We start from the raw sequence: 18,419 nt of genomic DNA, 5'->3' as shown, positions 1-18,419 counted from the left end.
GCTAAGCAAAACTTGTGAACTGGCTCACACTAAAGCATATTGTGCTCATCAGGATTATTCTGACGGATACAGTGACTTTAAGGGGTTTTTCACATGATTACCGCCACGCGCATCGCCTGGTTTCTACAGATGTTACTGAATATCGGACTGATATTTTTAGCCTGTATTCTGGCAATCTTTTTGGGTAAAGAGACCTTACATCTGGCAAACGTGTTACTCAACACTGGCGAACAGACTTCCTCTTATCTGCTGATCGAAGGGATAGTGATTTACTTTCTCTACTTCGAGTTTATTGCGCTGATCGTCAAATATTTCCAGTCGGGCTATCACTTCCCTCTGCGCTATTTTGTCTATATCGGCATCACGGCCATTATCCGGCTGATCATTGTCGATCACAAAAACCCGCTGGATACGCTGGCCTACTCCATTGCCATCCTGATCCTGGTCGTGACGTTATGGCTGGCGAACAGCAACCGGCTGAGACGCGAATAATCTTCCGGCGCGCTGACAGGGCGCGCCCACTTCTGGTGAAAACCGCACAATTTCCTCCCTGCTTCTGTGTTCTCTCACAACCTCTGCGTTACACTATGGCAAAATTTTTGTCCGGAGATGCCTGATGGACCTTAACGCGCTGTCGCAACTGCGCGCCCTTGAGTGGCTGCCTGCCAACTCGCCGCTGCTTACTGCACCTCTGCTGGACTGGCTGATGGAAGAAGACTCCATGACCCAGCGTTTTGAACGGCACTGCCAGAAGGTGACGGTCAACGTGGTACGCGAGGGATTTATTGGCCCGGAAGAGGTGGGTGAGGAAGTGGCATTACTGCCGCAGGAATCCCGTTACTGGCTCCGTGAAATTCTGCTGTGCGGGGATGGTGAGCCCTGGCTTGCCGGACGCACCATAGTGCCGGAATCCACATTAATTGGCCCGGAACAGATGCTGCAGCAACTGGGAACCCGGCCTCTGGGGCGCTATCTGTTTGCTTCATCCACGCTGACGCGCGATTTTATTGAACCCGGCCAGCACAAGGGATTATGGGGGCGCCGCTCACGGTTGCGCCTCTCTGGTAAACCTCTGTTGCTGACCGAACTGTTTTTACCTCCGGCACCGCTCTATCGGTCTTTGCCGGAAGCAGGGAGCCTGTTACGTGGAGACTAGTGTGCCAGTGAGTAAATTCCAGGCTTACAGCCGTCTGATGCGCATCGACAAGCCGATTGGCTCCCTGCTGCTGCTGTGGCCCACCTTCTGGGCGTTGTGGCTGGCAGGCGGGCAAATCCCGCCGCTGAAGGTGCTCATCGTCTTCACCCTCGGCGTCTTTTTTATGCGTGCCGCGGGCTGTGTGGTGAATGATTACGCCGACCGGAAGATTGATGGTCACGTTAAACGTACCAGGGCGCGCCCTCTGCCCAGCGGGGCGGTAACCTCTAAAGAAGCTAAACTGCTGTTCGCCGGTCTGGTGCTGGTTTCCTTCTGTCTGGTGCTGACCATGAACGCCATGACCATCTGGCTGTCGTTTGGCGGGCTGGCGCTGGCCTGGGTTTATCCCTTTATGAAGCGCTACACTCACCTGCCGCAGGTGGTGTTGGGCGCCGCATTTGGCTGGGCAATCCCGATGGGGTGGGCAGCCGTAAGTGTAACCGTGCCCTTAACCTGCTGGCTGCTGTTTGCCGCCAATATCTGCTGGACGGTGGCTTACGATACCCAGTATGCGATGGTAGATCGGGACGATGACCTGAAGATAGGCGTGAAGTCTACGGCCATTCTTTTTGGCCGTTTCGACAGGCTGATTATCGGCCTGCTTCAGCTGACAACGCTGATTCTGATGGCCCTTATTGGCTGGATGATGCAGCTTGGTGGGGCGTTCTACTGGTCTCTGCTGCTGGCGGGAGCGCTGTTTATCCACCAGCAAAAACTGATCGCCGGCCGCGAAAGGGATCCCTGCTTCAGGGCGTTCCTGAACAATAACCTCGTCGGCATGGTACTTTTTATCGGTATTGCCCTGAGCACCTCGCCGCTGGTCGACTGGCTCTGATCGACCCGGTGTACGTCCTGAAAAAAACGCCTGATGAACTTCATCAGGCGTTTATACGGTTAATCAGGGACTGGTCAGGCAAAGCCTACTCGTGCGGCCCTGCACTCTCGATGGTCATTCTGACTTCCTGAGTAATCAGGTCTGCCAGCATCTGATAGACCTTATGCGTCTCTTCTACCTGCGCATCGCCGGTATCACTGATATAACCCTCATCCCGCAGCGTCAACACCAGCGAAGAGAACACGGCCTTATCAAAGAATTCCGGCGCATTGATACCGTGCAGAACCGACAGGCGCTGAGCCATCGTCCGGCTCTCTTTCTCCAGCGTACCGCGGTTAATCGACGGGTTAGCGCTGAGGATCGAGAAGGTGATGGCATAACGCTGCAGTGTTTCACGCACGCCCGCAGCCAGTAGCTGAAGCGTAGGGAAGCGCGCAGGGCTTAGACGCAGCATCTGATCTTCCGCGGTCAGCAGCCCCTGACGGGCCATCTCGCTGAGCAGCGAGTCCAGCACCCCTGGCAGATCCTCTTTGTTCCAGTGCAGGAAGAGTTCGCTCTTCAGCATGGGATAAATCACGCTGATCTGGCGCAGCAGCTCGGCTCTGGTCAGCTCACGATAGTGCATCAGGATCACCGCTATCAGCGACGGCATCACCAGCATATGGTGAATGTTGTTGCGATAGTAGGTCATCAGCACGGCCTGCTCGCGTGGCAGAACGATGATCTCGCCGATATTATCCTGCTCAATCTCGAACTTATTCATGCTCAGGGCGTGGTCCAGCATCGCTTCTGGCGTCATATCCGGGACGGTCGAATCAGGCGAATAGGGCACGTTGCGCAACAGCTGTACGTAGCATTCCAGCTGACCAATCAACTGCTCACGGGTCAGCGAGCGCTGACGCGAAGCCAGAAGGGCGGTCACGCACAGGTTCATGGCGTTCGCCGCACCGGCGTTGTTGATCCTGACCATTACGCGCTGGGCAATATCGTTCACCGCTGGCGTTAACCAGGCCGGACGCTGGGCTTCAATAGGATCGATAGCCTCGCGCCACTCAGGCACGCGCTTATTCAGGTAGGTCACCAGCGGCAGGGGTTCACCAAAGTTGACATAGCCCTGGCCGAGATTACGCAGTTTGCGCAGGCCACGGACCATCTGCATAAAGCCTTCTTTCTCTTTGGTCGCGCCACGCAGCTCTTTTGCGTAGGTGCCCACTTCCATCACGTGCTCGTAACCGATGTAAATCGGCACCAGGGTGATAGGGCGGTTACCGCCGCGCAGCATGGCCTGAATGGTCATCGACAGCGTGCCGGTTTTTGGATCAAGCAGTCGGCCGGTGCGTGAGCGCCCCCTTCCACAAAGTATTCCACCGAGTATCCACGGGTGAACAGTTCGCCAAGATACTCACGGAATACCGTGGAGTAGAGCTTGTTGCCTTTAAAGGTACGGCGAATAAAGAATGCACCCAGACGACGGAAAATCGGGCCGGCTGGCCAGAAGTTCAGGTTGATACCGGCGGCGATGTGCGGTGGTACCAGTCCCTGGTGATAGAGCACGTAGGAGAGCAGCAGATAATCCATATGGCTACGGTGGCAGGGCACATAAACAATCTCATGCCCGTCCTGCGCCAGCTGACGCACGCGTTCACCACCGTTAACGTTGATGCCCTGATAGAGCTTGCTCCAGGTCCAGCCCATGATGCGGTCCGTCAGACGGATAGCCTCATAGGAGAAGTCCGCAGCGATCTCTTCCATCAGCTCAATAGCGTTCTGCTGAGCTTTTTCATGGGAGATCTTTTTGCTGCGTGCTTCATCTTCCACCGCTTTGGCAATGGCCTTGGATTGCAGAAGCTTGTTAAACAGATCCTGACGCACCGGCAGACGGGGGCCAATGGCTGCCCGGCGCTGGCGGGCAAAGTGCATTCTTGCCACTCTCGCCAGCTTCTGCGCGATGGTTTTATCCGTACCGTGTTCCGTCGCCATACGGCGCAGGGAGACGATAGGGGAGAAACGCACAAAGCTGTCACGACCCAGCCACAGCACCGCGAAAAATTTCTGGATGCCGTTGAGTACCCGCAGATGCGGCTGTTCATCACCCTGTACTTCGCGGCCTGGCGCGCGGCCAAACATCACCGACACCGGCACCATCTGCACATCAAGCAGAGGGTTGCTGCGATGAAGGTCCAGATATTCATGGAACAGTTTTACAGATTCCAGATTTGGCACGAAATAGGGGAAGACGCGCGGGCCATCATGGATAAACACATGACGAGGCAGCACAGTGCCGTCGATTTCCAGCGGATCTAAGGGATCGGGAAGATCCTGTTTGCGGCATTGTTCACGCAGCGCCAGAAGATCGGCCTTTGAATCATAAGGCAGCACATACATAATGGGGCGCGATGTATCCAGCGCCAGCTCAACGACCGGCTCAGCGGGGATCGCTTTACTTTTTACCAGTAATTTAACTGGAAAATTCAATAAGTTATAATATAAGTTACGCCAACCTGACATAGATAACATGAAGCCTCTTGTTAGCAAAGCGCCGCAAGCATACCAGAAAGCGCCAGTGAGATCTGTGGTGTTGCAAAATGTGCGCCACCCAGACATTGACGGTAAACATCACAAAGGGTTCCCTCATTATGGCAAATAACGTCACCGGACTGACCCGTATTTTCAAAGCCGCAGGCTATTCATGGAAAGGAATACGCGCAGCGTGGCAGAACGAAGCGGCATTTCGTCAGGAAGCCGTGGCCGCTATTGTGGCGGTTGTTGTGGCCTGCTGGCTGGATGTGGATGCTGTTACCCGCGTGCTGCTCATCGGGTCTGTCGTGCTGGTCATCATCGTTGAAATTCTTAACAGTGCCCTGGAAGCCGTGGTGGATCGTATCGGCAGCGAATTTCACCCTTTATCGGGGCGTGCCAAGGATATGGGCTCTGCCGCCGTATTAATCACCATTTTACTGGCCGTTTTTGTCTGGGCGATGCTGCTGCTGCGCTGATGGCGGCCTTTTCTTCCCTTTGTCACATACCGCTATTTTTTACGCATCTTTAGGTTTTCATCCTGGAAATACCTGTATATACTCACAGTCGACTGTATAAACAACCAGGGGGCGGGATGAAAGCACTAACGGCACGGCAGCAGCAGGTTTATGACCTGATACGCGCCCACATTAACCAGACCGGTATGCCACCGACGCGGGCAGAAATCGCCACACAGCTCGGTTTCCGTTCCCCGAATGCGGCTGAAGAGCACCTGAAGGCGCTGGCGCGTAAAGGCGTGATTGAGATTGTCTCCGGAGCCTCCAGGGGTATCCGTCTGATGATGGAAGAGGAAGACGGCCTGCCGCTGATTGGCCGCGTGGCAGCCGGTGAGCCTCTGCTCGCAGAACAGCATATCGAAGGACACTATCAGGTCGATCCTGAATTGTTCAAGCCTGGCGCCGATTTCCTGCTGCGCGTCAGCGGAATGTCGATGAAAGATATCGGTATTATGGATGGCGACCTGCTTGCCGTGCATAAAACTCAGGATGTGCGTAATGGTCAGGTAGTGGTTGCGCGCATTGATGATGAAGTCACGGTAAAGCGTCTGAAAAAGCAGGGCAATATTGTGCATCTGCTGCCTGAAAACAGCGAGTTTCAGCCGATTGTGGTGGATCTCCGTCAGCAGACGCTGTCGATTGAAGGTCTGGCCGTCGGGGTGATCCGCAACGGCAACTGGCTGTAACAGCCTGACCCGGACGCGCGGCCCCGGCGGCGCGTTTTTATTGCCGTGGTACCTGCTTCCGGTGCCTGCGGCACGGCTTTAAGCCCGTCGCACAGTGGATGGCCATGCGGTTCTTCTCTCACTCAGATAAAAACCTCTGGCGGCTGGCGCTGCCAATGATCCTGTCGAATATCACCGTCCCGCTGCTCGGGCTGGTGGATACGGCGGTCATCGGCCATCTTGACAGTCCCACCTATCTGGGCGGCGTTGCCGTCGGCACTACCGCAACCAGCTTCCTCTTTATGCTGCTGCTGTTCCTGCGGATGAGCACCACCGGGCTGACTGCTCAGGCTTTTGGTGCCAAAGACAAACCTGCTCTTGCCCGCGCGCTGATGCAACCTCTCTGTATTGCGCTGATCGCTGGCCTGCTGTTTATTCTGCTCAAATCCCCCCTCAACTCACTGGCGCTGTCGATCGTCGGCGGCGATGCGGATGTTTTGCATCAGGCTTCCCTGTTTATGCACATCCGCTGGTTAAGCGCGCCCGCTACCCTGGCAAACCTGGTGCTGCTTGGCTGGCTACTGGGCGTTCAGTACGCTCGTGCGCCGGTGATCCTGCTGGTAGTGGGGAACCTGGTCAATATTGTGCTGGATTTGTGGTTTGTTATCGGTCTGAACTGGGGCGTGCAGGGCGCAGCAGCAGCAACGGTGATAGCAGAGTACGCCACGTTTTTCATCGGTCTGGTGATGGTCTGGCGGGTAATAAAGCTGAGGGGGATTTCATTTTCCCTGTTTAAAAACGCATGGCGGGGCAATTTCGGGCGTTTGCTGCGGCTGAACCGCGACATCATGCTTCGCTCTTTACTGCTGCAACTCTGTTTTGTCTCGCTGACCATCTTCGGAGCGCGGCTGGGGGGCGAAATCGTGGCCGTGAACGCGGTCCTGTTAATGTTCCTGACCTTCACAGCCTATGCGCTGGATGGCTTCGCCTACGCGGTGGAGGCCTGCTCCGGGGAAGCCTTCGGTGCCAGAGATGCCAGCAAATTGCTGCTGGTATGGCATGCCGCCTGTCGGCAGGCCGGGCTGGTCGCGTTACTCTTCTCAGCCATTTACGCATTGGGTGGCACACATATCGTTGCCTTACTCACTTCTCTACCGGAGTTACAGCAGCAGGCCGACAGCTATCTGTTCTGGCAAATTGTGCTGCCGGTGTGCGGCGTATGGTGTTATCTGCTTGATGGCATGTTTATCGGTGCCACAAGAGCCAGTGAAATGCGTAACGGCATGGTTGTGGCGGCCGCCGGATACGGGCTGACGCTGTTTACCGTGCCGGTGCTTGGCAACCACGGGTTATGGCTGGCCGTAACGGTGTTCCTGATATTGCGCGGCCTGTCGCTGTGGTGGCTCTGGCGGCGTCACTGGCAGAACAACAGCTGGTTTGCTGGCTGAAATATTTAGTTACGTTGAGGTTGCCGCTTCGTTATCTTCTGATCTTACAGACTTTTTTCATATAAGCGTTGTCACTTTTGCTGCAAATAGGGTGTAAAATTTTCCATTCGCGAGCAAATCCTCCACCTTCTACTACAATTACCTGTACGTTCAGCAGTTAAGCAGCGTTTTATGTTGCTGCTAAGTGCATTGCTGAGACGATACTACTACCACTGTGTAAACCTAAGGTCGAGGAGTGACAAGATGAATAAAGACGAAGCCGGCGGTAACTGGAAGCAGTTTAAAGGTAAAATGAAAGAAAAATGGGGCAAGCTGACCGATGACGACATGACAGTCGTGGAAGGTAAACGCGATCAGCTTGTTGGCAAGATTCAGGAACGTTATGGCTATGCTAAAGACGAAGCTGAGAAAGAAGTCAGCGATTGGGAAACTACCCACAATCACCGTTTTTAAAAGACATTAACTTTCTCTGACAAGAAACAGATGTTTCAGGACGATGCTCCTACCCAGGCACATGGAATGTGCCGCATAATTCTCAGCACACCCCTTCAGGTTAACGCCCCCGTTTCTTAGAGACCAGAGTATGATCGTGCTGGCACGCTTCCTGATGCGTACAGGCTTCCACCTCTGCACAATTCCCGCATAATCCATGCGCTTCAATAACGCTGTGCGTCAACGCGAATCCTGAGGTCAGGGCCAGTGTTTTCAGGATGCTCTGCACGCCTTCTGCCTGTTGCTCCGCTACCGAACCGCAGCGATCGCAAATCAACATCGCTGACGTATGCGACGGCTGCTCAAAGTGATGGCAGACCACGTAGCTGTTGGTTGATTCCACCCGATGGATAAAACCCTGCTCCAGCAGAAAATCCAGCGCCCGATAAATGGTTGGCGGCTTTGCCTGAGGTTCACTGGCTCGCAGTAAATCCAGCAGGTCATAGGCGCTGATAGCCCCGTTATGCAGGCTCATTAACCGCAGCACTTCAAGACGCTGTGGCGTCAGGCGGACATTGCGTTGCTGACAGAGGGCTTCTGCCTGTGACAGGATTTTTTCAGGACTGCTTACGTTCATAACTTCCCCTCAGGCCAGATCAGATTGTTATGTTATCACGCCCGCTTAAAAACGCCGAATCTCCGGCAGCCCTCAGGCGCTCTTTGCAGCAGCGAATTTAAGCCGCTGAAAAAACTCCAGAAATAATTGGTATTTGCGTCAGGTGAAAAGGCTTAACTCTTCTTAATCAATTTATGATTTCTGAACAGTGCCATATTATTTCAATAAAACCCTGTTAATGTTATTTGCAGCCGGTAACGTTCATGGCTATCTTGTTACGGGGCATAAGGAAATTCTTAACCATAAATACTGCTGTACCGGGCTTATAGATTAGCGTGGTAACAGATAAATAATTCGGCAATCAGCTGAAAAGCCCCTGCATTGTTACTTACTTCTCAGCAATGAAATGCTGCCGCCATGTTCATTATTCGGGCAGCAATTATTCACGCTTATACAGGTGTTTTTTCCCCTTTTTTTGCATGGGTTTAAGGTAAAATGGCCAAAATCATTCGTAAGTTGAACAGCTTTTCCCGTCCTGTAGTTATCCCCCTCTTATTTATGGCTCCGTTGAGCGCTTTAGCCGCTGGCAACTATTACGATGCGCGTAATGACGCGATGGGTGGAACGGGTGTTGCCTCCTCTACTTACGGCACTGCGGTACTGGCTAACCCGGCACTGATGACCAAAGCGCAGCCGGATGACGATGTCAGCATTATTCTGCCGGCAGCCGGTCTGCAGGTGACTGACAAGAACAAGCTGGTGGACAAGGTTGACGATCTGACCGATAGCGTTGATCGCTATCAGGATATTGCCAACAATCTTAACTTCGCTAATATCGCCACTGATTACCCGAAGGTGCAGGCGGCGGCGGGCGATTTAGCCAGCCAGCTACGTGGTATCAAAGGCAATCAGGCCCATGGTACTGCCGGGGCAGCATTTGCAGTCACTGTTCCTAACGAAGTGCTGCCTTTTGCTTTTGTCACTAAAGCTTACGGTACGGCGCACATCTCTGCCGACGTTACCCAGAGTGATATCGACTTATTACAGGGCATCTCCGATGGCACTGTAAACCCGCTACTTGTGAATCAGAACAGCCTGACTTCATCTGCTCTGGGGCGTGGGGCGATAGTGTATGACTACGGGATTGCCGTGGCGCACGAGTTCACCATTGCCGGGCATCCGGTCTCCGTGGGCGTGACGCCTAAGTTGCAAAAAACCTACCTGTATAACTACAGCGCTTCGGTTTACAACTATGACAAATCAGATTTCAAAAAAGGCCGTTATAAAAACGACGACACCGGCTTTAACCTTGATGCAGGTGTAGCCACAGACGTAGGTGATAACTGGACGCTGGGCCTTAGCGCGCAGAACCTTATCTCCCGCGATCTGGATACAAAAGAGGTCAACGGCTTTAAAGATACCTATCAGATTAGCCCCATCGTCACGCCGGGTGTTTCTTTCCATACCGAGCGTCTGACGGCTGCCCTGGATGTGGATGTTACGCCAACCAAACGGTTTAAAACTCAGGATGAGAGCCAGTATGCGGGCGTGGGTGCCGAATACCGCCTGCTGAGCTGGTTACAGCTGCGTGCAGGTTACCGTGCCGATATGAAATCCAACGACACCAATGTCTATACCGCCGGTTTTGGTCTGTCACCCTTTAATAAGGTGCATCTGGATCTGGCTGGTATGAAGGGCGATGACAACACCTGGGGTGCAGTGGCTCAGGTGAACTTCACCTTCTGATTTCTCTTCTGCTTTAAAGGGCGCATCCAGGATGCGCCCTTTTTGTATCCGGAACCTCACAGCCCCGGCTCAGATCGGGCGTATGGGATTTCATTCAGCCCGGTGCTACATGCTGAGCCTTATGCGGCCTGCCGGTAATGCTTGCCGCTGCGGGGCGTGTTATCATTGCGCACATTATCGTCATTTGTTAATCACACCGAGTTCGCATCCTTTATGACCCAGAGTTTACCTGCACACCGCTTTTCCGTTGCCCCGATGCTTGACTGGACCGACCGTCACTGTCGTTATTTCCTGCGTCAGTTGACGCGTCACTCTTTGCTCTATACCGAAATGGTGACCACCGGTGCCATCATTCATGGCAAAGGCGATTATCTGGCATGGAGTGAGGAAGAGCAGCCTGTTGCCCTGCAGTTAGGCGGCTTTGATGCAATGGCGCTGGCCGAGTGCGCGAAGCAGGCGGAAGATCGTGGCTATAACGAAATCAATCTGAACGTGGGCTGTCCTTCGGACCGGGTGCAGAACGGGCGTTTTGGTGCCTGTCTGATGGCGGAGCCAACGCTGGTAGCTGACGGCATCAAAGCGATGCGGGACCGGGTGTCGATTCCGGTAACGGTGAAAACCCGTATCGGGATTGATGAACAGGACAGCTATGAGTTCCTGTGTGAATTTATTCGTCAGGTCTCAGAGCAGGGCGGCTGTGACAATTTCATCATCCATGCGCGTAAGGCCTGGCTGTCGGGTCTCAGTCCGAAAGAGAACCGTGAGATCCCACCGCTGGACTATGAGCGTGTTTACCAACTTAAGCGTGATTTCCCGCATCTGACGATGTCGATTAACGGAGGCGTGAAATCGCTGGCCGAAGCCAAAGTGCATTTACAGCATCTGGATGGCGTGATGATGGGCCGCGAGGCGTACCAGAATCCGGGGCTGCTGGCACAGGTAGATCGCGAGTTGTTTGGCAGTGAGTTGCCAGCACCCGATCCGGTCGCTGTAGTGCGTGCCATGTACCCCTATATTGAAGCGGAGCTGGCACGGGGAACTTACCTTGGTCACATCACCCGACATATGCTTGGCTTGTTCCAGGGGATCCCGGGTGCCCGCCAGTGGCGTCGTCACCTGAGCGAGAATGCCCATAAGCCTGGTGCAAATATTGAAACGGTTGAGCAGGCGCTGGCGCTCGTCGCCGATAAGATTCCGGCAGCTGTTTAAGGGCTAAGGGCTAAGGGCTAAGGGCTAAGGGCAAGGGCTTAAGGGCTAAGAACTAAGAACAAAGGCTGGTCTGGTGGAAAGGCGTCACCTGTCAGCATCAGCGGCATGGACGCCGCTTGAGTCCCCAGGGACGGGGTCACGACGACTTTGCGGCAGCCCACTCTCCCTGACCTTGCTAACGACTTTTCAGGCAACATGCCTTCTGCAAATCCTGACCTTACTAACGACTCTTCAGACAACATGCCTTCTGCAAATCCTGACCTTGCTAACGACTCTTCAGGCAACATGCCTTCTGCAAATCCTGACCTTACTAACGACTCTTCAGACAATCTGCTCTTTACCGATCAGCACCTGATCCCCGCCAGCCAACGTATGCGTTTTAGTTAAAATTTCACCAACTAGTGACGTATTTGACCAGTATTTTCCCCATATCCTTGCTTCCCTCTATTAACATTCAATGAGTTAGCCTGTTCATGACCCTGGCACAGTTCTTGTAATAGTCCCTTAAGAATCTTTTTAAGGAGCACCCCTGATGGAAATCTTATTTGTCCTTGGCTTCTTTATGATGCTGTTACTGACTGGCATTTCTCTGCTCGGCATACTCGCGGCTTTGGTCGTTGCTACTCTGTTCATGTTGTTTGGCGGCATGCTGGCTATTGTTATTAAAATGTTGCCGTGGCTGGCCCTGGCGGTAGTTGCCGTATGGATATATCGCGCGTATAAAAAACCGGGCTCAAAAGTTGATCGATGGTTATCCCGTTAGTATCAATGTGTTAATGCAAAGTTTGCTGTCAGGAATGAGGAGTGGATCACAACCTGGCGGATTGCACGGATGATTTTGCAATTAAACATATTTTTTACTTATGAATTCTGGCAGGATGTTTTCACTGAATTTAAAACGAATTCATCGCTCTGACCCTACAACCAGCGCGAACTATAAAAAAGAAAAAAAGGGCTTCCTGCGGGAAGCCCTGTTTGCATCTGCAGATCGGAGAACTGGTAAGCCTCAAGGCTGTTCGCTCTGACGATTGAAGCTCATCACGCCCTCAACCTGTTTGCCTCTGGCAATCATGGGATCAGCAAGCTTGAGCCTTGTGTACCACGGCTTTCCAGCGTCTTATGTGCCTGCTGCGCATCTTTCAGCGCAAACTTCTGCTGCTCCGGCACTTCTACTTTGATTGCGCCGCTGCCGATCAGTGAAAACAGTTCATTGCTGGCATGGGTCAGTGCATCTCGCGTCGTTACATAGCCATTCAGTGAAGGGCGCGTAACGTACAGAGAACCTTTCTGGTTCAGGATCCCCAGATTGACGCCGCTCACCGGGCCTGAAGAGTTGCCAAAGCTCACCATCAAACCGCGCCGCTGCAGGCAGTCCAGCGAGGCTTCCCAGGTATCTTTGCCCACAGAATCGTAAACCACGCGAACCTTCTTACCGTTAGTCAGTTCGCTGACGCGCTTCGCAATGTCTTCTTCGCGGTAATTAATCGTGGCCCAGGCTCCGGCATCTTTCGCGCGCTGTGCTTTTTCAGCCGATCCCACAGTACCAATCAGATGTGCGCCTAAAGCTTTCGCCCACTGGCAGGCAATCAGCCCCACGCCGCCTGCGGCAGCCTGAAACAGAAAAACTTCATCAGGTTGCACAACATAGGTCTGACGTAACAGATAGTGCACCGTCAACCCTTTAAGGAAGGAAGCCGCTGCCTGCTCGTAGGAGATATTGTCCGGCAGCAGCGCCAGCTTATCCACGGGGACAGCATGAAAATCGCTGTAAGCCCCGAGTGCTGACTGGGCATAAACAACACGATCGCCTGGCTTAACAGCCGTCACGCCTTCGCCAACGCTTTTCACCACGCCAGCCGCTTCGGTACCCAGACCAGAAGGCAGCGGGGCAGGATACAGACCGCTGCGCACGTAGGTATCGATGTAATTAATACCTATAGCTTTGTTCTCAACCACCACTTCCCCGGCTTTTGGCTCGGGCATCGCTACATCAACCAACTGCATCGTTTCGGGGCCGCCATGCTGGCTGATTTGTATACGTTTTGCCATGCTCACTCCTGTTGATTCCGCGTCATTGAGGGAGGACGACAGCAGCCCAAACGGGTATACTTGCCCGTCCCCACACTATTCGGTATTGCATCACTATGGCAGGAAATAAACCCACCAACAAATCCGTTGATAACCGTGAACCTCGCGATCGTCAGATGGAAGGGCTGAAACTGCCTCCCCACTCTCTGGAAGCGGAACAGTCCGTTTTGGGTGGGTTAATGCTGGATAATGAGCGCTGGGACAACGTCTCCGAACGTGTGGTAACACAGGACTTTTTCAGCCGTCCGCACCGCATGATTTTCAGCGAAATGCAGCGCCTGCTGGAGCTGGGCAAACCCATCGACCTTATCACCCTCTCCGAATCTCTGGAGACCAGGGCTGAGCTGAATCTGGTTGGCGGATTTGCCTATCTGGCAGAACTTTCCAAAAATACCCCAAGTTCTGCAAATATTGGCGCCTATGCCGATATCGTCCGTGAACGTGCCGTTGTGCGTGAGATGATCTCGGTAGCCAACGAAATTGCCGATGCGGGTTACGATCCTCAGGGGCGTACCAGCGAAGATCTGCTGGATCTGGCAGAATCCCGCGTTTTTCAGATTGCAGAAAGCCGGGCAAATAAAGACACAGGGCCTAAAAGCGTCGATCAAATCCTTGAGGCCACGATCGCCAGGATCGAATCCCTGTACCAGACACCGCACGATGGTGTAACCGGAGTGGATACCGGCTATCAGGATCTCAACAAAAAGACTGCCGGTCTCCAGCGTTCAGATCTGATTATCGTTGCAGCACGTCCAGCAATGGGTAAAACCACCTTCGCCATGAACCTGTGCGAGAATGCCGCGATGCTGCAGGATAAACCGGTGCTGATTTTCAGTCTGGAGATGCCAGGCGAACAGATCATGATGCGTATGCTGGCTTCACTCTCACGCGTGGACCAGACCCGAATTCGTACTGGCCAGCTGGATGATGAGGACTGGGCGCGTATCTCCAGCACTATGGGCATCCTGCTGGAGAAAAAGAACATGTTTATCGATGATTCCTCTGGCCTGACCCCGACGGAAGTCCGCTCCCGCGCGCGCCGTATTTTTCGGGAACACGGCGGCCTGAGCATGATCATGATTGACTACCTTCAGCTAATGCGTGTGCCTTCACTTTCTGACAACCGTACGCTGGAAATTGCGGAAATATCCCGCTCCCTGAAGGCGCTGGCGAAAGAACTGCAGGTGCCTGTGGTGGCGCTGTCACAGCTTAACCGCTCGCTGGAGCAGCGTGCCGACAAGCGTCCGGTAAACTCCGACCTGCGTGAATCCGGCTCTATCGAGCAGGATGCCGACTTGATCATGTTTATCTACCGTGATGAGGTTTATCACGAGAACAGCGACCAGAAAGGGATTGCCGAAATCATCCTCGGCAAGCAGCGTAACGGCCCGATCGGTACGGTTCGCCTGACCTTTAACGGCCAGTGGTCGCGATTTGATAACTATGCCGGCCCGCAGTACGACGACGAATAATCCTGCCTGCATAAACGCCTGCCAGCCTGGTATCTATTGGAAAATAGTGTTGGACAAGGGGGCAAAAAATGCGGTTATCTGTTCGGGTAGCAATGCTGATTAGCCACCCGGATCGATAATGACTCAGATTGATGATCACGACCTTAAGATACTGACTTTACTTGAAACTAATGGTCGTCTGACCAATCAGGAACTGAGTGATTTGGTGGGGCTCTCCGCCTCGCAATGCTCACGTCGCCGAATCAATCTTGAACAGGCAGGGCTGATACTGGGCTATCACGCCAGGCTCTCGCCAGATGCCGTGGGACTGGGGATGATCGGACTGATTGAAGTTCGCCTCATTAACCACACCTCCGAGTACGTTGAAAGCTTTCACCGCATGGTTGCCGAACAGTCGGCGATTGTGGATGCCTATAAGACCACCGGCGATGCCGATTATTTACTGAAAGTAGCGGTGGCGGATCTGGCAGGACTGAGTGCCTTAATCAGCCAGCTGGTTGCTGGCCACCAAAGCGTTTCACATGTGAAAACATCCGTGGTGCTTACCCGGTTGAAAGAGAATGGCATGATGACGCCCGCATAATCCCTGCGCACTATTCTGGTGCGCCGTGCATCAGAATAGTGCATATAAAGTCACTGAAATGCGCGAGCCGCGCGGGAAAAAGAGTTTTAGTGCGTGATATGACGGAGTAGCCCGTATTTCATGCACAAAAATGTGTAGTAAAGCGCCTTGTATTCAATGGGTTGATTCGCTGGCACCATCCGGCAGTCTTCAGCACTGCCGGATTGGTGCGATTTTTGCTATATCAGGGATTATTTCTCTGAGAATCAGCACTATGGATAACGTTGTACACCCCACCCGAATTCCCCACACGTTAGTTGAAGACGCTCTTGCCATCGTTTTTGGCACGCTGCTGGTCTCTTTTGGCGTGACGCTGCTGAAAACGGCTGGCGCCCTGACAGGCAGTACTGCCGGTATCGCTTTCCTTATCAGCTACCTGACACACACTTCATTTGGCATGGCTTTTTTCATCATCAACCTGCCGTTCTACTGGCTGGCCGCGCGCCGTATGGGCTGGGCATTTACGCTGAAAACGTTCTGTGCAGTAGCGCTGGTATCGCTCTTTACTCACTTGCATCCGCTTTTCATCCACTTTTCCGTGCTGGATCCCTTTTACGCGACACTGTTCGGTAACGTGATAATGGGAATTGGGTTTATAGTGTTGTTTCGTCATAAAGCCAGCCTGGGCGGCATCAATATCCTGGCGTTATGGCTTCAGGATAAGTACGGTATTCGTGCCGGAAAGCTCCAGATGGGCGTGGATACCTGTGTGGTACTGGCTTCTCTGTTTGTGGTGTCATTACCGATGCTGGCCGCATCAATTGCGGGAGCCGTTATTCTTAATCTTATTATTGCGATGAATCACCGCCCCGGCCGCTATTCCGTCTGACCAGCCTACGACGAAAAATTAACCAAAGCGCTGCCTCTGAGCGGCGTCAGCCTGACCAAACAATTATGGAGATCTGCACCGTGTTTCAAAACGTTGATGCCTACGCCGGCGATCCAATCCTCTCCCTGATGGAGACATTCAAGCAGGACACGCGACCGCAAAAGGTGAATTTGAGCATCGGGTTATATTATGACGAGCAGGGGACAATCCCACAGCTGAAGGCGGTTGCCGAAGCGGAAGCCCGTCTGAATGCTCAGGCCCACAACGCGTCACTCTACCTGCCGATGGATGGACTGCCGCCTTACCGAAGCGCGATTGCTCCGCTGCTTTTTGGCCAGGACCATCCGATGCTGAAAGCAGGACGGATTGCCACCATCCAGACCGTAGGCGGCTCCGGCGCGCTGAAAGTGGGTGCGGATTTCCTGAAAACTTATTTCCCGGGTTCAGAAGTTTACGTCAGCGATCCCACCTGGGATAACCATGTAGCGATCTTCTCCGGTGCCGGTTTCCAGGTAAAAACCTATCCGTGGTATGACGAAGAGAGCAACGGCGTGAAGTTTGACGAGCTGATCGCCAAACTGAAAACCCTGCCGGCGCAGACTATCGTGCTGCTTCACCCTTGCTGCCACAACCCGACAGGTGCCGATCTGACCAATGCGCAGTGGGACACGGTGACGGAAGTGCTGAAAGGCCGCAACCTTATCCCATTCCTGGACATCGCCTATCAGGGCTTTGGTGCCGGCATGGAAGAAGATGCCTATGCTATCCGCGCCATCGCGGCAGCGGGTTTGCCAGCGCTGGTCAGCAACTCGTTCTCTAAAATCTTCTCGCTCTACGGTGAGCGCGTAGGCGGCCTGTCAGTGGTCTGTGATGATGCGGAAGAAGCTTCCCGCGTACTCGGCCAGCTTAAAGCGACCGTGCGTCGTAACTACTCCAGCCCGCCAAACTTTGGCGCTCAGGTGGTCTCCTGCGTGCTGAACGATGCAGAGCTTAAAGCTGACTGGCTGGCTGAAGTGGAAGCGATGCGCCTGCGTATCCTGGCCATGCGTCAGGCGCTGGTGGATGTGCTGACCCAGGCGATGCCCGGCAAAAACTTTGACTACCTGCTGAAGCAGCGTGGCATGTTCAGCTACACCGGCCTGAGCTCAGAGCAGGTTGATCGCCTGCGTAACGAGTTTGGCATCTACCTGATTGCCAGCGGTCGTATGTGCGTAGCCGGGCTGAACAGCAGAAACGTTCACCAGGTGGCTGAAGCCTTTGCTGCAGTGATGTAATACATCTTCCTGTACGTTGATGTAATACGCCTTAAAGTGCGGCTCCTAAGGGGGCCGCACTGCTATTGAGCGCAGACAGACCACCCATTATTTCCAGGAAGATTAAAAAAAACAGTTAACGCGGGTTTACCTTTCTGACTCTTGCTGCACACTTAACAGGATGTATTTGGTTAAGGAGCACTACGATGTGGTACCAGCAGACTATTACGCTTAGCCCTAAATCCCGGGGTTTCCATCTGATTACCGACGAAATTACCGAAGAACTGCGGCGCTTAAGCGACGTGCAGGTTGGCATGCTTCATCTGCTGCTGCAACACACCTCGGCTTCACTTACCCTGAATGAAAACTGCGACCCCACAGTCAGAAGCGACATGGAACAACACTTCCTGCGTGCCGTGCCAGAGAACGCGCCTTATGAGCATGATTACGAAGGGGCGGACGATATGCCCGCGCACATCAAATCCTCCTCTCTGGGCGTTTCACTGGCTATACCGGTCAGCCGTGGGCGTCTGGTGCTCGGAACATGGCAGGGCATCTGGCTGGGAGAACACCGCATTCACGGTGGTGCACGACGCATTGTTGTCACGCTACAAGGGGAATAATAATGAACGTATCGGACCTTTTATCTTATTGCATGGATAAGCCTGGCGCGGAGCAAAGCGTTCACAGCGACTGGAAAGCGACACAAATCAAAGTGGATGACGTGCTGTTTGCCCTGGTGCATGAAGTGGATGGCCGTCCGGCCGTGGCGTTAAAAGCCACCCCAGCGCTGGCGGATTTATTACGGGAAAAGCATGAGGATGTGCATCCCAGTGAGCATCTGAATAAGTCTCACTGGAGTACCGTTTTGCTGGATGGATCGCTGAAAGATTCGCAGATTTACTATCTGGTGGATGCGTCATTGCAGAAAGCGCTGGATACGCGCGGCGCGCATTAGCCGAAGCGGGTCTGGC

The 18,419-nt window shown here is 53.5% G+C and carries 19 protein-coding genes and 1 pseudogene; 17 read left to right on the top strand and 3 right to left on the bottom strand.

Translation table 11 applies throughout. The features are described 5' to 3' along the window. The first annotated feature begins 93 nt into the window (after positions 1-93). The 3 genes from psiE (at position 94) to ubiA (ending at position 2,030) form a co-directional block, all read left to right on the top strand. Positions 94-492 (top strand): phosphate-starvation-inducible protein PsiE, encoded by a 399-nt coding sequence (gene psiE, locus VRC33_RS20545; protein WP_338558951.1) that lies wholly within the window; start codon positions 94-96, stop codon positions 490-492. Between the two features lie 124 nt (positions 493-616). Continuing rightward, the gene (gene ubiC, locus VRC33_RS20540) at positions 617-1,156 is read left to right on the top strand and encodes a chorismate lyase (protein ID WP_338558949.1); all 540 of its coding nucleotides are present in this window, start codon (positions 617-619) and stop codon (positions 1,154-1,156) included. Further along, positions 1,146-2,030 (top strand): 4-hydroxybenzoate octaprenyltransferase, encoded by an 885-nt coding sequence (gene ubiA, locus VRC33_RS20535; protein ID WP_338558947.1) that lies wholly within the window; start codon positions 1,146-1,148, stop codon positions 2,028-2,030. The genes ubiC and ubiA overlap by 11 nt, the downstream gene beginning before the upstream one ends. 85 nt (positions 2,031-2,115) lie before the next feature. Here the strand turns inward: ubiA and plsB are convergent. Next, positions 2,116-4,538 (bottom strand): annotated as a pseudogene (gene plsB / locus VRC33_RS20530) (glycerol-3-phosphate 1-O-acyltransferase PlsB). Between the two features lie 128 nt (positions 4,539-4,666). Here plsB and VRC33_RS20525 point away from each other — a divergent pair. The 4 genes from VRC33_RS20525 to VRC33_RS20510 all read left to right on the top strand — a co-directional run bounded on the left by VRC33_RS20525 (position 4,667) and on the right by VRC33_RS20510 (position 7,631). Further along, complete coding sequence (locus VRC33_RS20525) at positions 4,667-5,026, top strand: diacylglycerol kinase (protein WP_338558945.1); 360 nt, start codon at positions 4,667-4,669, stop codon at positions 5,024-5,026. A gap of 116 nt (positions 5,027-5,142) precedes the next feature. Beyond that, entirely contained in the window at positions 5,143-5,751 is a 609-nt protein-coding gene (gene lexA / locus VRC33_RS20520; protein WP_338558942.1) for a transcriptional repressor LexA, read from the top strand. Between the two features lie 104 nt (positions 5,752-5,855). Beyond that, positions 5,856-7,178 (top strand): MATE family efflux transporter DinF, encoded by a 1,323-nt coding sequence (gene dinF / locus VRC33_RS20515; RefSeq protein WP_338558939.1) that lies wholly within the window; start codon positions 5,856-5,858, stop codon positions 7,176-7,178. 243 nt (positions 7,179-7,421) lie between these two features. Continuing rightward, on the top strand, positions 7,422-7,631 hold the full coding sequence (locus tag VRC33_RS20510; protein WP_338558937.1) for a CsbD family protein: 210 nt from the start codon (positions 7,422-7,424) through the stop codon (positions 7,629-7,631). A gap of 100 nt (positions 7,632-7,731) precedes the next feature. Here VRC33_RS20510 and zur read toward each other — a convergent pair whose 3' ends face one another. Next, positions 7,732-8,247, bottom strand: coding sequence for a zinc uptake transcriptional repressor Zur (gene zur / locus VRC33_RS20505; RefSeq protein WP_338558934.1), 516 nt, complete (start codon positions 8,245-8,247; stop codon positions 7,732-7,734). 474 nt (positions 8,248-8,721) lie between these two features. Here zur and VRC33_RS20500 point away from each other — a divergent pair, with 474 nt between their 5' ends. The 4 genes from VRC33_RS20500 to pspG all read left to right on the top strand — a co-directional run bounded on the left by VRC33_RS20500 (position 8,722) and on the right by pspG (position 11,944). After that, positions 8,722-9,972 carry a conjugal transfer protein TraF gene (locus VRC33_RS20500; RefSeq protein ID WP_338558931.1) on the top strand — a complete coding sequence of 417 codons (1,251 nt, stop codon included), beginning with the start codon at positions 8,722-8,724 and terminating at the stop codon, positions 9,970-9,972. A 213-nt stretch (positions 9,973-10,185) separates the two neighbouring features. Next, positions 10,186-11,181 carry a tRNA dihydrouridine(20/20a) synthase DusA gene (gene dusA, locus VRC33_RS20495; RefSeq protein ID WP_338558929.1) on the top strand — a complete coding sequence of 332 codons (996 nt, stop codon included), beginning with the start codon at positions 10,186-10,188 and terminating at the stop codon, positions 11,179-11,181. Between the two features lie 195 nt (positions 11,182-11,376). Continuing rightward, positions 11,377-11,568: a hypothetical protein gene (locus tag VRC33_RS20490; protein WP_338558927.1), complete on the top strand. Its 192-nt coding sequence runs from the start codon at positions 11,377-11,379 to the stop codon at positions 11,566-11,568. Positions 11,569-11,713: 145 nt separating this feature from the next. Next, positions 11,714-11,944: an envelope stress response protein PspG gene (gene pspG, locus VRC33_RS20485; RefSeq protein ID WP_338558924.1), complete on the top strand. Its 231-nt coding sequence runs from the start codon at positions 11,714-11,716 to the stop codon at positions 11,942-11,944. Between the two features lie 305 nt (positions 11,945-12,249). Here the strand turns inward: pspG and VRC33_RS20480 are convergent, their stop codons facing one another. Continuing rightward, on the bottom strand, positions 12,250-13,230 hold the full coding sequence (locus VRC33_RS20480; RefSeq protein ID WP_338558922.1) for a quinone oxidoreductase: 981 nt from the start codon (positions 13,228-13,230) through the stop codon (positions 12,250-12,252). Positions 13,231-13,325: 95 nt separating this feature from the next. On the opposite strand from VRC33_RS20480, the gene dnaB reads away from it, so the two are divergent. The 6 genes from dnaB to VRC33_RS20450 all read left to right on the top strand — a co-directional run bounded on the left by dnaB (position 13,326) and on the right by VRC33_RS20450 (position 18,403). After that, positions 13,326-14,741: a replicative DNA helicase gene (gene dnaB / locus VRC33_RS20475; protein WP_338558920.1), complete on the top strand. Its 1,416-nt coding sequence runs from the start codon at positions 13,326-13,328 to the stop codon at positions 14,739-14,741. A 118-nt stretch (positions 14,742-14,859) separates the two neighbouring features. Beyond that, on the top strand, positions 14,860-15,324 hold the full coding sequence (locus VRC33_RS20470) for an Lrp/AsnC family transcriptional regulator (protein ID WP_338558918.1): 465 nt from the start codon (positions 14,860-14,862) through the stop codon (positions 15,322-15,324). A gap of 253 nt (positions 15,325-15,577) precedes the next feature. Further along, a complete protein-coding gene (locus VRC33_RS20465; RefSeq protein ID WP_338558916.1) occupies positions 15,578-16,192 on the top strand; it encodes a YitT family protein in 615 nt (204 codons plus the stop codon). A gap of 80 nt (positions 16,193-16,272) precedes the next feature. Further along, complete coding sequence (locus VRC33_RS20460; protein WP_338558913.1) at positions 16,273-17,466, top strand: amino acid aminotransferase; 1,194 nt, start codon at positions 16,273-16,275, stop codon at positions 17,464-17,466. Between the two features lie 185 nt (positions 17,467-17,651). Next, positions 17,652-18,068, top strand: a complete 417-nt coding sequence (locus VRC33_RS20455; protein ID WP_338558911.1) for a secondary thiamine-phosphate synthase enzyme YjbQ — start codon at positions 17,652-17,654, stop codon at positions 18,066-18,068. Between the two features lie 2 nt (positions 18,069-18,070). After that, positions 18,071-18,403 (top strand): MmcQ/YjbR family DNA-binding protein, encoded by a 333-nt coding sequence (locus VRC33_RS20450; protein ID WP_338558908.1) that lies wholly within the window; start codon positions 18,071-18,073, stop codon positions 18,401-18,403. The last annotated feature ends 16 nt before the right edge of the window (positions 18,404-18,419 follow it).

The organism is Erwinia sp. E_sp_B01_1 (assembly GCF_036865545.1).
In the GTDB taxonomy this organism is placed as follows: Bacteria; Pseudomonadota; Gammaproteobacteria; order Enterobacterales; family Enterobacteriaceae; genus Erwinia.
The sequence above is the reverse complement of the archived record's forward strand: the minus strand, read 5'-3'. Positions and strand labels throughout refer to the sequence as shown.